This is a genomic window from Lysinibacillus sp. LK3, assembly GCF_001043675.1.
GTDB classification, from domain to species: domain Bacteria; phylum Bacillota; class Bacilli; order Bacillales_A; family Planococcaceae; genus Lysinibacillus; species Lysinibacillus capsici.
Map to the genome: position 1 here is coordinate 98,715 of NZ_LDUJ01000015.1, position 13,484 is coordinate 112,198.

Below are 13,484 nucleotides of genomic sequence, written 5' to 3' on the forward strand. Positions count from 1 at the left end.
ATGGTTTTTAAAGGATTAAAAGGATTTTTATTGAATTATATAGTATAGCATTAATGAGGGGGTAATCTTCGTGAAGAAAATTGCAATTATATCAGATATTCATGGGAATAAAACGGCATTAGAGGCCGTATTAAAAGACATTCGCTTAAGAAAGATTGACAGAATTTTTTGTTTAGGTGATTTAATCGGCAAGGGCCCTCAAGGTTCTGCCTGTATAGAACTTATCCAACAGAATTGTGAACAAGTCGTACGAGGCAATTGGGACGTATTTATTCAATCCCCTACTGACAATGATTTTCTCCAATGGTTTAAAGATCGATTAACAGCAAAAGACTATCAATATCTCGGGTCATTACCCTTCCATATTGATCTTGAATTAAATGAACAGCTCATAAGATTTTTCCATGCGTCTCCAAGAAGTGAATTTGAACGTATCCTACCAAATCATCCACTTGAAAAGCGTTTATCTATGTTTGAGAATACGGCAGTAACCAATTCAAGCCATTACAAGAAACATCCTGATATTGTGTTCTATGGCGATATCCATACAACTTTTTTACATACATATAAACAAGGAATTCTTTGTAATGTAGGGAGTGTTGGTAATTCACTTGACCTAACTTCTGCTTCCTATGCCATTCTAGATGGAACACAGTCAAACAATGCCATCCAATTTATTAGAGTAGCATATGACCGAGAGGCTGAGCTAATGATCGCAAAAGAACTAGGTATGCCTCAATTAGATCAGTATTATAATGAAATTATGTTTGCCAACTATCGAAATGCTTAGTACCGTCATAATTAAAAAAGAATCCATTTTCATGCCAACATGGATTCTTTTTTATATTCAACGCTGAAAATACCATTGTAGCGCATTCTTGTAGAGGATTTTATCAACAGCCTGTTGATCGAATAGCTGTTGAATCAATTCCACATCCCCATAATTAAAAGGTCGTTTAGCTCTAGTAGACGGGCAATCTGTTCCAAACATGAGGGCATCTGGATTAGCATTATAAATCGCTTGTAAAGCATGCTTCACATCCAGCTCCACACGACCAAAGCCAGTCGCCTTGACACGTACTCCCTTATCAACAAGCTTTAATAAATGTGGCAGCCCTTCTTCCGACAACCCTAAATGATCGATGGAGATGGCTGGTAATGCTTCAATTGTCGAGGCTATCTCCGGTATTTCCTTCGCATCGATATATAATTCACTATGCCAGCCCACCAAATCATAAACCCGTCGTGCAAAGGTTTCTAGCTGTGATAAATCCTCTGAACCACCTCGTCTACTATTAAAGCGTAATGCCCGTACCCCATTGTTATGTAAATGTACAATTTCATCATCCGTGACCGTATTAGGTAATTGCGTTACCCCACAAAACGTGGGACCCAATTGTTTCAATGCTTTTAAAAGATAGGCTTGGTCAAATCCTTGAAAAGATCCTGATACAATGGCGCCTCCCGCTATCTGGAGACGCACTGTGTCCTTTTGATAATCCTCTACTACATAGCTTGGTGGCGTATAACCTTGATTTTCGATAATCGGAAAATTAAAGTCAATGATATGAAAGTGTGCATCAAAGATTCGCATCATTTATCCCCCTTTTCCTTTGAATTTACCATACTCTAACTATAAGTTATAATACGAATTTCTAGCTATTTCTCATAAGGAAAACTTATTGACTTGCAATAGCTTAAGTTCCCTCTTCTCTTTTCAAGTTGATAAAACAAACGTAAAAAATGGTATGAACAATTAAATTCATACCACTCTTTTTAGCTAAGCTAATGCCTTATTCCTCAAATTTTTTAAATGCTAGCACAGCATTATGACCACCAAAGCCAAACCCATTCGATAGCGCAAAGTTAACGTCTTGATGAAGCGCCTCATTAGGAACATAGTTTAAATCACATTCGGGATCTGGTGTTTCATAATTGATGGTTGGTGGAATAATGCCATCCATTATACTTTTCAATGTAATAATGGCTTCAATTCCACCGGCCGCGCCAAAGAGATGTCCTGTCATCGATTTTGTGGAGCTAACCTTTAGTTGATAGGCATGATCACCAAAAACGTGTTTAATAGCCTTTGTTTCAGATTTATCTCCCTCTGGAGTACTTGTGCCATGTGCGTTGATATAATCGATAGCTGACCCATCGATAGCACCCATTTTTAATGCCAGCTTCATGGCATTGGCAGCACCCGTAAAATCAGGAGCTGTAATATGATAAGCATCTGTTGTCACCCCATAGCCAACAATCTCACCCAGAATCGTAGCACCCCTTTGTTTGGCGTGTTCATACTCCTCTAGGAATACGATGCCAGCTCCTTCAGACATGACAAAGCCATCCCGCTCGCTATCGAATGGTCGACTGGCCTTTGTTGGCTCTTCATTCCTAGTGGACATGGCTTTCATGCGGGAGAATCCTGCAAAGCTAAGTGGATTGATCGGTGCCTCCGCTCCGCCTGCTAAAATGCCATCCGCATAGCCATGTCGAATCGCTAAGAAAGCTTCTCCAATCGCCTGGTTTCCTGTCGCACATGCAGAAACAGGTGAAAAGCTTGGTCCTTTAAAGCCCGTTTTGATTGCTAGTATTCCTGCAGCCATATTGCTAATCATCATCGGCACCATAAATGGTGACACCTTCCTAGGCCCTTGATTGAGCATCGCTTGATGATTTTCTAAAATCGTTTCAATGCCCCCAATGCCAGAGCCAATGTAAACGCCTAAACGCTCCTTATCTACCTGATCCATATTTAAATTGGCTTGTGTCAGAGCTTGCTGGGCAGCGGCAACAGCATATTGCACAAATAGATCATATTTACTGATTTCTTTTTTATCCATATACAGCGTTGCATCGAAATCCTTACTCGTCCCAGCAATTTGCGTATTAATGCCGCTAAATGCCTCCCCTTGAATTTTTTGAATCCCTGATTTTCCTGCCTTAATATTCTCCCATAAGGCTGATACCGAATTACCTAACGGGGAAACAACACCATATCCAGTAACAACGACTCTTCGTACCATGCACATCGCTCCTTCTCGTATCATGTCTTACTTTAACAGTTCCTTTAATTGCTCCAGCATCTTTTGAAAGAACGCTTCTCCTACAACACGTTTATATTGTAATGCCCCTTTCGTACTTGAAATAAGTAATACAGCTAGAGCCTCCAAATCATTAGTAGCTTGGAGTGCGCCCTGTTGTTTAGCTTCTTTCAATAGCTCAACAAAGACATCGATTTCCATTTGACTAAGCTGCTGAAGCTTTTCTTGCATTGGTTGCGGTAATTCTTGATAATCCGCCTGTAAAGCTGATATAGGGCAAATGCCGTCTTGCTCTAGAAATTTTATTCGCTGCATAATAAAGGCAAATGGCTTTTCCTCAGCTGGCAAAGTGGACTCCTTCATCAATGTAAAAGTTCTCTCTAATCCTTGTTGAATTCTTTCGCAAACAGCAATCCCTAAGTCTCCCTTCTTCTCGAAATGATAGTGAATACTGGCTTTCGTGACGCCAAGCTCCTTTGCTAAATGCTCATAACTAAATGATGTGAATCCTTTTTCCTGAATATTCTTCAATGTTAATTCTATAATTTGCATTTTTCTATTTGTCATGGCTTTATACTAACTTACTAGTAGGTAAGTGTCAATCTAAAAAATGCAGCAGATAAACGATTTATCTGCTGCTCGCGTGATTATTGCATTTCCTTTGTTGGTCCCATCACGCCAGGTACTGGTAAACCTGCTTGACGTAGTAGGACCGTCATTTGTCCACGATGATGTGTTTGATGGTCAATTAATACACGTAATAAAGCCCCTTTTGGCATCGGCGCTTTAAAGCCTGTTACTACCTCTAGTAACTCTTCATTCGAAAGCTTAGCCACTTCCTCTTTAATACCATTTGCTACGCTTTCATAGGCTGTCACGATCTCAGCCGCAGTCGTTGGCACAGGATCTTCTTGGCGAATCATTGGTACTTTTAAGCCTGCTAGATAGCTAAAATAACCTGCTGCTCCAACTAAATGCCAGCCTAACCAACCAAGTGTACTATGACCCTCTACAATACTTTGCTGAAGCTTGTCATCTGTTAAAGCCTGTAATACCTGTAGTGTCCCGTTTGATGCATTTGACCATTCTTGTAAGAAATCATCTACATGTCTATACATGTCTTTGCCCCCCATTTTTTCACTTCATTTCTATCATAGATAATTTTCCATGCTGTTACAAGTTTTCATTAAATAGTTTACATAATAATATTATTTATACAATCTCATATTATTCGTATAACACTCCTCGTTCACGTATAATGAAAGAAAATAGCGAAGGAGTGTGCTCATGAGATACCCTGTTCTAGTACTTTCTGTAGTATTTTTGCTGGCTGGCTGTCGTGAAGAAGTTCAGGAAGAGCCTGTGCCAGCTCCAACACCATCTGTGGAAGACAAGCAAGCAGTGGAACAAGATCAAACGTCACTTCTCTCCTATTTTCCACCTGATGGATCTGTTGCTTCTTTTCAAGGGGAAGGAAATGAATTTGCTAGCTTCACACTAAAAACTACCTACCTCGATACACAGCATATCGTACAAATAGAGGATAATGGTGGTGTGACACTATTAAAAATCTACCGCATAACGGATACAAGTATTGATCTTGTCTATCGAGAACCTGTTGACAGTAATCCAAGCATGCCAAGTGCAGCTGAGGCAGCTTCTTATCCTGTCCTGGAAACCGTACTTCAAAAGCCTTTACAAGTCGGGACAAGCTTTCAAGGTTGGACCATTGAATCAACGACTGCTACTGTTGATACTGGTACAACGGTCTATCAAGATGTCATCCAGCTAAGTCGCTCTGAAGATCAAATGACCACAACCAAATATTTTGCAAAGGACATTGGTCTAATTCGCAAAGAGGATACGATGGAAACAGAGCAAGATGAGCCATTTGTTGTGACATCAACCTTGCAAAAAATAGAATAATTGAAAGAAAACAGGCGTCCTGCTTGGGCGTCTGTTTTTTAGCAAAGGAGGCCAATCAATGAGTGATATACATAACGCAACTCCAAAGCAAGGTGAATTAACGGAAGAAGAATTTATTGAACTTGTACTCGAGGAACAGCAAAAAGCCTTAGCACAGGCGCGAGAAGAACGCATTTATGGAAAAAAGCCCAAAAAACAAAAGCCTCTTGTACGCTGGATCGTGTGGGGTATGGCACTAGTGCTGTTTTTCAATACATTTGCCCTCATTTTTCAAATCTACTCCATACCCGCGCTTGAATTTATCAAGGTTTCAACGCGGCTCTCTGCACAAGAGGATATACAAACCTATAAAAAGGCAGTCGTTGAAATTTCAACAGGCTCCAGTAAAGGCACTGGTTTTGCCATCTCACCAGATGGTCTGATTGTCACCAACGCCCATGTTGTCGAACATGCCACAACATTATCAGTTGTCTTTCCTGATGAGGGACTGATGGAAGCAACATTAATCGAAAGCTATCCAGCCGTAGATTTAGCCTTTGTACAGGTGCAAGCTGAGCAACTTCCCTATCTACCTCTTGCAGAAGATCCACCTTACACTGTTAATGAACATGTCTATTTTATTGGAAATCCACTTGCTTTCACCGGAATCGCTAATGAAGGAACATTGCTAGAAGCCATTCAATTAGAAGAGTGGCAGGAGCCAGTTAGAATGCTAAAAGCTCCTGTTTATCGTGGCAATAGTGGTAGCCCTGTAATCGATCAACATGGTGAGGTCATTGGGGTTATCTTTGCCACGATGAAATATGAGCCCATTGGAAATGTTGGCCTATTTGTACCTGTACAACAACTCCGAAATTTATTAGAAGAGCAATAAAAAATGAACCTGTAATAAGCAGGTTCATTTTTATAAGGTGTCTTAGGTTTACATAATATTATTATTTATCTTTAATTTCTTGCTTGACGAACTGAGCAATTGGCGATTTTACAGGAATTTTACTGACAACCTCATCACTCACTTCTGCAACCTTTTGTAGCACATGTAAAAGCTTGTCATCCCCTGTCCAATGCTTTTCCACTACATCTGGACCCAACTTATTAATAATGGTATTTACCACAAAAGTTGCTAGTACAACATCATCTAAATAGCCACCAAAGCCTAGCAGTCCTTCTGGCATTAAATCCATCGGTAATACAAAATACGCAATGGATGCCCCAATTAATGCACGACTCTTTTTATCTACACCCGCATCGGTTACTGTTTTAATTAACAAATGAAATAAATCAGGCACAAACATTAAATACGGAGTAAACTTGTTACTTTTTCCCTTTTTCGACCCAAGAAAAGCTACTAATTTTGTACGTAGTTTCTGATAAAAATCCTGTTGCTCCTGTTCTTCAGGCAATTTTTCTTCATTATTCACATTCATCTGCCTCCTTCTTTACAAGCGATGCGCTATTTTGGCGGGGCTACCCCTCCATTTTATAGGGTTATCCGCTACTTTTGTGCAGGTATCCTTCAGTTTTACATGGCTATCCGCTACTTTTATAGCGCTATCCTTTACTTTTGCATGGCTATCCGCCACTACTATATATTTAACCTAAAATAGGATTTGTAATCCTTAAACTTGCAAATGATACAAAAAAGACATCCTATTTGCATAGGATGTCTTGGGTTTAACGAAGTAATTTTAATTACTGAGAATTAAAGTTTAGTTACGTTAGCAGCTTGTGGTCCGCGGTTGCCATCTACAACTTCGAATTCCACTTTTTGACCTTCGTCAAGAGTTTTAAAACCTTCGCCTTGGATAGCTGAGAAGTGTACGAATACGTCGTTTTCACCTTCAACTTCGATGAATCCAAAACCTTTTTCTGAGTTAAACCATTTTACTGTACCTTGTTTCATTTAAGAAAACCTCCAAAAAATAAAAGTGAACAATATGTAATTTCTTCAGCGATTGAAAAAAATTCACATATTACAAAGAGTACCGAACTAACGCGATCACTTTTTGTAATATGTGAATTCATGTTTCCGGTGAAGCAATTAAATTGTTAAGTTAAGTATAACTGCCATCCATAATTTTGTCAAATAAAGAAAAAATCTTTTTTACTTTTTTTCAAAATTTTTTTACTTCTCTTCTATTTTACACGCAATTATCCCATGATATACTTGTGCATCATCATCGCAAGCCTCACAGTAAAAGCTTTCATCCTCAGACCAAAAAGCCCAATACTGCTCCTCTTTCGCTGCCTCATTATCGTAAGAGGAACGAAAATGCGCTAATTTTTGCTGTAATGCACGTTCAAAGAGCTCCTTCGTGTCAAATGTATCTTCAGTTTGAATATAAGCTTCCCAGCCTTCAAATTTCCACCAAGGCTCATAGTCCGCTTTCATGTAAATAATTGTATACATATTTGCCCATTCCTTGCTGTCATAAGATAGTTTCATTTTAGCAAACACAACTGAAATGTCTATTAAAACCACCTGAATTATGCTATTATTACCTTATTATACATACTTTTTGGAGGTATTTTTATGTTTTCAAGTATTCGACCTAAAGCAGAGCTAGAAGAACTACTCAAACGTGGTACAGATTTACATGCAACAGGCCGATTTTACCAAACACTGGCATTCAATCATTTCACTTCACAAGATGAGGAGCACTTAAAGGCACTCTATCAAAAGCTCAAAGACATTACCCCTTCCATGAATGCCATTTTTCATCATTATTTAAGCGAGATATCCCCTACCTCTCAATTAATCATTAGTGAAGAAAATATTAATCAATACTTAACACAGTTTTTCTTAGCAACTCGTGATGATCATTATGTAGATGAAACTGTCAAATTTTTCAATCTATTCCGCAAGCATCAATACGAGCCTGGTAAATTAATTGTTGTCTTCAACCAATTTGCCTTCTATATTACTACATATATTTTACACAATTTTGGTATCAAGCCAAATAAAGCATTTCAATATATGAAATCATTCCAATCCGCTGTCAATGTCGATCAAGAATTGTTAGTGGAAGTGTTAACAGAACGCATTATTGAAAATGTGGTAGGAGAAGTATCTTCTTTAATGGATGTCAATGCCAAAATTATGTACATGAAGGATTTAGTCTTTAGCCTAGATAAGCAAAATGAAGAGATTCAATCCTCTACTGCTGCAACAGAACAGATTGCAGCTTCTATCAATGAGGTTGCACGCATGTCTTCTCATATATCAGAGAAAACAACTGAATCTGTTGACCATGCTACAAAAGGTAAAAATGCTATTGAGCATGCCCTATCGGAGATTTTTAAAACAGAGGAGACCTTTACATCCATTGTTGACTCATTTTCGGAATTACAAAAAAGGGTAAATGATATTGAGCAGGTTGTCACATTAATCAATCAAATCGCCGATCAAACGAATCTACTCGCACTTAATGCCTCCATTGAAGCAGCGCGTGCAGGTGAACATGGGAAAGGCTTTGCGGTCGTTGCACAGGAAGTACGAAAGCTTGCTGAAAACACGGTAGCTGCGCTAAGTGAAGTATCCGCAAATGTTCATCATTTAAAGAGTTATTCGAATGATGTTTCTAACTCAATTACAGATACGACAGCTATTATTAAAGAAGCAACCGTTGAAGCAAAAGATTCGTTACCATTATTAAATGCCATTGTTCAAGCGATTGAGGGTATTAATTTAGATGTGACAAATACGGCTGCCATTTCCCAGGAACAAGCAGCCGCGATTGATGAAGTTTCAGCAAGAATGATCGAAATTTCAAGCTTGCAGGAAGATATTCGTGATTATAGTCATAATACATCCAGCGATATTCATTTATTAGGGAAAGAAATTAACCGTTTCCGTAATGATCTTATTGCTAACAATAATGTACAGCTTTCATCTATTGCCCTACTACAATTATCGAAGGCGGATCATATTTTATGGAAATGGCGCATTTATAACATGTTCCTTGGCCTAGAAAACGTTGATCCAAGCGATGTTTCTTCTCATAGAGACTGTCGACTTGGCAAATGGTACACTGCGCCTCGTACAGTCGAACGTTTCGGTCATTTACAGGACTATCATGAATTAGATGGCTATCATTTACGCGTCCATGAATCAGCGAAGCTTGCGGCTGAAGCCCATAAAGCGGGTCATATCGAACAAGCTGATGTTCATCTAAAAGAAGTCGATGAGGCATCTAAGCATGTACTTTATCACATTAATAACTTAATTGCCTATTTAGAAAAAGAACGTGTCATGCAATAAAAGGAGAGGTTCGCCCCTCTCCTCTATTAAGTAGGAGGTATTCCCTTGAACAAACGAGCAAGTATAAAATTTTTTGGTGATGTCTATGGCACAGGCTACCGATTCTTCATCAAGCAAAAAGCTATTGAATTAGGGTTAAAAGGATACTGTCGATTGAATGACGCAGAGCAAATTGAAGTGGAAGTGGAGGGCTCAGAAAAGGCACTCAATGAATTTCTCCTTTTTGTCCAAAAAGGCGTTAGTCCCCAAGCCAATTCCAATTCATTTTCTTTAGAATTATACGATGATTTAAAAGGCTATATACGTATGGAGTCAGACATTGTTTAATGTCTGGCTTTTTTGTAGTGTTGTTGGGTTCAACAAATTTTAAACTAACACGGCGTTTTATTGTCACATAGGAAGTAATACAATTTACTTGTCCTTGTTGCGGATATAATGCATGAAAAACTACTAAATACTTACCAGATATGTGCAATTTGTATATTAGATTGGGTGCATGCGAAGAACGATGTATTGCGTTTGTAAGAAAAACAAACAAAAAAGATTCAAATTGGAAGCCGTTTTTCTAGAGAGCTGACACTGGGCTATGGGTTCTTTGAATGATGCCTCCTCTCCTATTTATTGAAATCAAAAAAGCCATGCTCTTAAGAACATGATCTATCGTCATTTTTTGATTTTTATTTTTTGAATGGCAGCAACTAATATTGATTCATCAGTGATTTTCACATATTGATTTTTAGATTCCTTCATATAGCCTTCTTTGTTTAAATAGGCTTTTAATTTTGATTTTTTCTCAAAGACTTTTTCTTTCACTTTCTGTTCACTTACTGGTTCATCCATATTTTTTGTAATAGACACCAGAAAAATTTTCGTCATCCTATATCCCCCTTTGTATCAGTTACGAATTCATTTGGAAAAAGTTTCATACAAGACTCATTCATTTTGGATGAAGATGCTCTTCTTAGAGAATAAACCGCTCCTTTTCGAGTTGGAGCCGCTCATGGATCTCACTTAACCGCTCGCTTTGAGGCAGAAGCCGCTCTTGAATCAAATTACGCTCCTCTATTCAGTGACCGAGATGCAAAAAATCGCTCATTCCGATGTCAGAATGGCTCCTTAGGATAACAAAACCGACTTATCCATCGAAACAACTCACTTATTCTATGTATTATCATTGAGAAAGTTCACAAATAGCAGTAAAATTTATGTAAGGGATTAATTTTCAATGAAACTTTATGTCGATTATTTCGTATAAGAAGATAGACATATTGAAAAGCAAGGAGGATGAAACAATGCTTAGTGTCGGACAGTTTTTCTCTAGACATAGTGCCAGCTTTCTTATTTCGCTCACAACTGTTTCTATCGCAGCAATTGCGGCAAATCCTGGATTCTTCCTTGGTGGTTTACTGTTTGCGGGTTCCTATGCGACGAGTACAGCGTTGCTGAAACATAGACAAAAAAAGAAAGTCATGCAAATAGCAGGCATCACAAAAGAAGAATTCAAACACATTGAAACACAAGTATTAACAGCTAATAAGCATATTCAAACATTGAGTCAAAACTATTTACGTGTACGTTCTGTTTCAGCGTTTAAACAACTACTTGAAATGACGCGTATCTCCAAAAATATCGTCAAAATCGTCAAGACAGACCCACGTAAATTTTATAATGTGGAACCATTTTTCTATGCACACTTACCTTCTGCTGTAGAATTAACGGATAAATATACAATGCTTTCCAAGCAGCCAGTGAAGGATAAGGAAATTCAATTAACTTTATCCAAAACACGTGAAACCCTAACTGATTTGAATGACACCATTCAAATTGATTTGAAGGATGCGCTTGCAAATGATATCGATCATCTGCAAATGGAGATTGAATTCGCAAATCGTTCCAATCTTAGACGTAGAGAACAATTGGACTGGCGAGGCGATGATAAATGACAGCAAACGAACACGCATTTCAACTAAATACCATACCAGGGCTTTCTCCACTAGTCCAATCCTATTTAGAAACAACTCCGCAAAACGAGGCGATGGCGACTTATGAAACGCTATCGCCTCTTGCACAAAGTCGTGCATTACTGTATGCCAGTCAAATCGATTTGACTGATTTTGAATCATTGCTGTCCCTTGGGCAAGATTCACAGCGAGCTCTGTCTCAATTTGCCGACCGCATGCTTGCTCAAGTAAAGCAAAAGGATGTCACTAAAATTGGTCAAATGCTGGATTCTTTAATGCAGACGTTAGATCGAGTAGATCCGACTGCTTTGGAACCAAAAAAGCAAACCTTTTTCAAAAAAATCTTTGGCAAAACCGAGCCTAATGTGAAGCAAACACTCACAGAATTTGAACGTATTAGTATACAGGTGGAACGCATTGGCGTTCAGCTAGAACGTGCACAGCTTCAGCTGATAAAAGATGTTGAAAACTTAGAGGCGCTTTATGCCCATAATCGAGGATTTTTTGAGGAATTGGCAACGGCGATTGCCGCAGGACAAATGAAAAAGCAGCAAGCCATTGAGGTAGAGCTACCTGCACAAATAACGAGTGTCCAAGCTACCAAACAGCCACTTGCGATCCAGCAATTAAATGACTTTGCTGCTCAAATCGAAAGACTCGATCAACGTATTTATGATTTACAAGTATCACAGCAAGTCGCTCTGCAAACAGCTCCTCAAATCCGTATGATTCAGCAGGCCAATCAAACATTAGCTGAAAAAATTGAGTTTTCTATCGTTACCTTGATTCCGCTCTGGAAAAACCAACTGGCGATGATGCTATCGATGCATATGGATCATCATTATGCACGTTTAGAGGAGCGATTATCAAGGGCTCATGATCGCTTCTCAAGTCCCACGTTTGAACAGCAAGTTTCGAAGTTTAAAGAAACACAGCAAGAGCTGCAAACAGCAATTAAAGATGTCTTTGCCCTGCATACCGCAACTGAACAAGAGAAACAACAGCTACAGGATGTGGCGGGTGCTAGCAGCTATCAGCGAGATTAACAAAAAAATGGGTGGCTCAGCAAATGTTCTGAACCACCCTGTTTGTTTTTATTCAAAATAATCTTTATAGTAGCCACCGACATTACCTGTGTTGTCGATGATAAAAACGAACTCTTCTGTTTCATTTTTCACTTCATACTCTTTTCCTACTGTTAATACGTTTGATACTAAGTATTTCGATGCATTTGTATGTTTGCAAGTAACCGTTCGTAATGTTGGCGCATCTTTCCATTTTAAATGTAACATATTCTCTCTACCTCTCTTTACTAGCAAAAGCTAATGTCTATTGCTTATTTTATAATATTTTTGGTCTTTTGTGGAGAAAAAAGAAATACTATACCTATTCTATCCAAAAAAAATGAATATTTGAGGTGTTATGATGAGTTTTGGTGGTGTACCGCAATGGTTTTTTATCATTGCTGTAGCATTCGCAATCTGCTTTGTACTTTATGCAGAATGGAATTCTAGAAAATAAGTGAGTCCAACAGGTTGGACTCACTTTTTTGTGCTTATTTTAATGTACGCTTTAAAAATTCCTTCGTACGTTCATGTTGTGGATTGACTAATACTTGTGCTGGAGGGCCTTCTTCCACAATTACACCTTTATCCATAAAGACAACACGATCTGCTACTTCTTTGGCAAATTCCATCTCATGTGTCACGATGAGCATCGTATTGCCCTCGTTTGCTAGCTGACGCATTACCTTTAATACCTCACCCACCATTTCTGGGTCTAATGCGGATGTTGGCTCATCGAATAGCATTACATCAGGATTCATTGATAAGGCACGAGCGATGGCCACACGCTGCTTTTGTCCGCCTGAGAGTTGACGGGGCTTGGCATTCACATATTGATCCATGCCAACGATTTTCAAGTATTTAAGCGCCGTTTCTTCTGCTTCTTTTTTCGAACGTTTTAACACTTTGATTTGGCCCACTGTGCAATTACTTATGACATTGTGGTTGTTAAATAAATTGAACTGCTGGAACACCATGCCTAAATGTGTGCGATATTCTTGAATATTGTGCTTTTCATCTAGGATGTCTTCCCCTTTATAAATAATTTGACCGCCACTTGGCGTTTCTAATAAATTTATGCAACGAAGCAATGTGGATTTACCAGAGCCAGAGGAGCCAATTAAACAAACTACCTCTCCTTTTTCCACTTGGAAATTCACATCTTTTAACACTTGGTTACGTCCAAATGATTTACTTAAATGCTCGATTTTAATGACTGCCATTT

17 protein-coding genes are annotated in these 13,484 nt (G+C 38.7%); 7 read left to right on the forward strand and 10 right to left on the reverse strand.

From position 1 onward, the window contains the following. Positions 1 to 70: 70 nt before the first annotated feature. Positions 71 to 790, forward strand: a complete 720-nt coding sequence (locus VK91_RS11580) for a metallophosphoesterase (RefSeq protein WP_048392870.1) — start codon at positions 71 to 73, stop codon at positions 788 to 790. A gap of 57 nt (positions 791 to 847) precedes the next feature. Here the strand turns inward: VK91_RS11580 and VK91_RS11585 are convergent, their stop codons facing one another. From VK91_RS11585 to VK91_RS11600, 4 genes are all read right to left on the reverse strand, one after another. Next, positions 848 to 1,594 carry an amidohydrolase gene (locus VK91_RS11585; RefSeq protein WP_016993628.1) on the reverse strand — a complete coding sequence of 249 codons (747 nt, stop codon included), beginning with the start codon at positions 1,592 to 1,594 and terminating at the stop codon, positions 848 to 850. Between the two features lie 199 nt (positions 1,595 to 1,793). Next, positions 1,794 to 3,029, reverse strand: a complete 1,236-nt coding sequence (gene fabF / locus VK91_RS11590; protein ID WP_048392872.1) for a beta-ketoacyl-ACP synthase II — start codon at positions 3,027 to 3,029, stop codon at positions 1,794 to 1,796. A gap of 27 nt (positions 3,030 to 3,056) precedes the next feature. Next, positions 3,057 to 3,614, reverse strand: a complete 558-nt coding sequence (locus VK91_RS11595; protein WP_048392873.1) for a TetR/AcrR family transcriptional regulator — start codon at positions 3,612 to 3,614, stop codon at positions 3,057 to 3,059. Between the two features lie 80 nt (positions 3,615 to 3,694). Further along, complete coding sequence (locus tag VK91_RS11600) at positions 3,695 to 4,165, reverse strand: DinB family protein (protein ID WP_016993631.1); 471 nt, start codon at positions 4,163 to 4,165, stop codon at positions 3,695 to 3,697. 169 nt (positions 4,166 to 4,334) lie between these two features. On the opposite strand from VK91_RS11600, the gene VK91_RS11605 reads away from it, so the two are divergent. Continuing rightward, positions 4,335 to 4,973, forward strand: coding sequence for a hypothetical protein (locus tag VK91_RS11605; protein WP_048392874.1), 639 nt, complete (start codon positions 4,335 to 4,337; stop codon positions 4,971 to 4,973). 58 nt (positions 4,974 to 5,031) lie between these two features. Then, on the forward strand, positions 5,032 to 5,847 hold the full coding sequence (locus tag VK91_RS11610) for a S1C family serine protease (protein WP_048392875.1): 816 nt from the start codon (positions 5,032 to 5,034) through the stop codon (positions 5,845 to 5,847). Positions 5,848 to 5,908: 61 nt separating this feature from the next. Here the strand turns inward: VK91_RS11610 and VK91_RS11615 are convergent, their stop codons facing one another. The 3 genes from VK91_RS11615 to VK91_RS11625 form a co-directional block, all read right to left on the reverse strand. Continuing rightward, the gene (locus VK91_RS11615) at positions 5,909 to 6,400 is read right to left on the reverse strand and encodes a YkvA family protein (protein WP_048392876.1); all 492 of its coding nucleotides are present in this window, start codon (positions 6,398 to 6,400) and stop codon (positions 5,909 to 5,911) included. A gap of 275 nt (positions 6,401 to 6,675) precedes the next feature. Continuing rightward, entirely contained in the window at positions 6,676 to 6,876 is a 201-nt protein-coding gene (locus VK91_RS11620; RefSeq protein ID WP_004230088.1) for a cold-shock protein, read from the reverse strand. Between the two features lie 222 nt (positions 6,877 to 7,098). After that, the gene (locus tag VK91_RS11625) at positions 7,099 to 7,383 is read right to left on the reverse strand and encodes a DUF1033 family protein (RefSeq protein WP_206542475.1); all 285 of its coding nucleotides are present in this window, start codon (positions 7,381 to 7,383) and stop codon (positions 7,099 to 7,101) included. Positions 7,384 to 7,506: 123 nt separating this feature from the next. On the opposite strand from VK91_RS11625, the gene VK91_RS11630 reads away from it, so the two are divergent. Together VK91_RS11630 and VK91_RS11635 are read left to right on the forward strand one after the other, a co-directional pair. After that, positions 7,507 to 9,234 (forward strand): globin-coupled sensor protein, encoded by a 1,728-nt coding sequence (locus VK91_RS11630; RefSeq protein WP_048392879.1) that lies wholly within the window; start codon positions 7,507 to 7,509, stop codon positions 9,232 to 9,234. 45 nt (positions 9,235 to 9,279) lie between these two features. Next, a complete protein-coding gene (locus VK91_RS11635) occupies positions 9,280 to 9,561 on the forward strand; it encodes an acylphosphatase (RefSeq protein ID WP_048392882.1) in 282 nt (93 codons plus the stop codon). Between the two features lie 336 nt (positions 9,562 to 9,897). On the opposite strand, the gene VK91_RS11640 is transcribed toward VK91_RS11635, so the two are convergent. Continuing rightward, positions 9,898 to 10,110 carry a hypothetical protein gene (locus VK91_RS11640; RefSeq protein WP_048392884.1) on the reverse strand — a complete coding sequence of 71 codons (213 nt, stop codon included), beginning with the start codon at positions 10,108 to 10,110 and terminating at the stop codon, positions 9,898 to 9,900. 416 nt (positions 10,111 to 10,526) lie between these two features. On the opposite strand from VK91_RS11640, the gene VK91_RS11645 reads away from it, so the two are divergent. Beyond that, positions 10,527 to 11,177, forward strand: a complete 651-nt coding sequence (locus tag VK91_RS11645; protein WP_004230101.1) for a 5-bromo-4-chloroindolyl phosphate hydrolysis family protein — start codon at positions 10,527 to 10,529, stop codon at positions 11,175 to 11,177. Continuing rightward, positions 11,174 to 12,241 carry a toxic anion resistance protein gene (locus VK91_RS11650; protein ID WP_009371332.1) on the forward strand — a complete coding sequence of 356 codons (1,068 nt, stop codon included), beginning with the start codon at positions 11,174 to 11,176 and terminating at the stop codon, positions 12,239 to 12,241. Before VK91_RS11645 ends, VK91_RS11650 begins: the two co-directional genes overlap by 4 nt. 48 nt (positions 12,242 to 12,289) lie before the next feature. Here the strand turns inward: VK91_RS11650 and VK91_RS11655 are convergent, their stop codons facing one another. Together VK91_RS11655 and VK91_RS11660 are read right to left on the reverse strand one after the other, a co-directional pair. After that, the gene (locus VK91_RS11655; protein ID WP_048392887.1) at positions 12,290 to 12,487 is read right to left on the reverse strand and encodes a DUF6501 family protein; all 198 of its coding nucleotides are present in this window, start codon (positions 12,485 to 12,487) and stop codon (positions 12,290 to 12,292) included. Between the two features lie 263 nt (positions 12,488 to 12,750). Beyond that, positions 12,751 to 13,482, reverse strand: coding sequence for an amino acid ABC transporter ATP-binding protein (locus VK91_RS11660; RefSeq protein ID WP_004230107.1), 732 nt, complete (start codon positions 13,480 to 13,482; stop codon positions 12,751 to 12,753). Positions 13,483 to 13,484 lie beyond the last annotated feature (2 nt).

What these genes read in the sequence shown, in the direction of transcription:
- VK91_RS11585 (WP_016993628.1), bottom strand. Translation starts at nt 1,594, where the DNA reads ATGCGAATCTTTGATGCACACTTTCATATCATTGACTTTAATTTTCCG.
- fabF (WP_048392872.1), bottom strand. Translation starts at nt 3,029, where the DNA reads ATGGTACGAAGAGTCGTTGTTACTGGATATGGTGTTGTTTCCCCGTTA.
- VK91_RS11595 (WP_048392873.1), bottom strand. Translation starts at nt 3,614, where the DNA reads ATGACAAATAGAAAAATGCAAATTATAGAATTAACATTGAAGAATATT.
- VK91_RS11600 (WP_016993631.1), bottom strand. Translation starts at nt 4,165, where the DNA reads ATGTATAGACATGTAGATGATTTCTTACAAGAATGGTCAAATGCATCA.
- VK91_RS11605 (WP_048392874.1), top strand. Translation starts at nt 4,335, where the DNA reads ATGAGATACCCTGTTCTAGTACTTTCTGTAGTATTTTTGCTGGCTGGC.
- VK91_RS11610 (WP_048392875.1), top strand. Translation starts at nt 5,032, where the DNA reads ATGAGTGATATACATAACGCAACTCCAAAGCAAGGTGAATTAACGGAA.
- VK91_RS11615 (WP_048392876.1), bottom strand. Translation starts at nt 6,400, where the DNA reads ATGAATGTGAATAATGAAGAAAAATTGCCTGAAGAACAGGAGCAACAG.
- VK91_RS11620 (WP_004230088.1), bottom strand. Translation starts at nt 6,876, where the DNA reads ATGAAACAAGGTACAGTAAAATGGTTTAACTCAGAAAAAGGTTTTGGA.
- VK91_RS11625 (WP_206542475.1), bottom strand. Translation starts at nt 7,383, where the DNA reads ATGTATACAATTATTTACATGAAAGCGGACTATGAGCCTTGGTGGAAA.
- VK91_RS11630 (WP_048392879.1), top strand. Translation starts at nt 7,507, where the DNA reads ATGTTTTCAAGTATTCGACCTAAAGCAGAGCTAGAAGAACTACTCAAA.
- VK91_RS11640 (WP_048392884.1), bottom strand. Translation starts at nt 10,110, where the DNA reads ATGACGAAAATTTTTCTGGTGTCTATTACAAAAAATATGGATGAACCA.
- VK91_RS11645 (WP_004230101.1), top strand. Translation starts at nt 10,527, where the DNA reads ATGCTTAGTGTCGGACAGTTTTTCTCTAGACATAGTGCCAGCTTTCTT.
- VK91_RS11650 (WP_009371332.1), top strand. Translation starts at nt 11,174, where the DNA reads ATGACAGCAAACGAACACGCATTTCAACTAAATACCATACCAGGGCTT.
- VK91_RS11655 (WP_048392887.1), bottom strand. Translation starts at nt 12,487, where the DNA reads ATGTTACATTTAAAATGGAAAGATGCGCCAACATTACGAACGGTTACT.
- VK91_RS11660 (WP_004230107.1), bottom strand. Translation starts at nt 13,482, where the DNA reads ATGGCAGTCATTAAAATCGAGCATTTAAGTAAATCATTTGGACGTAAC.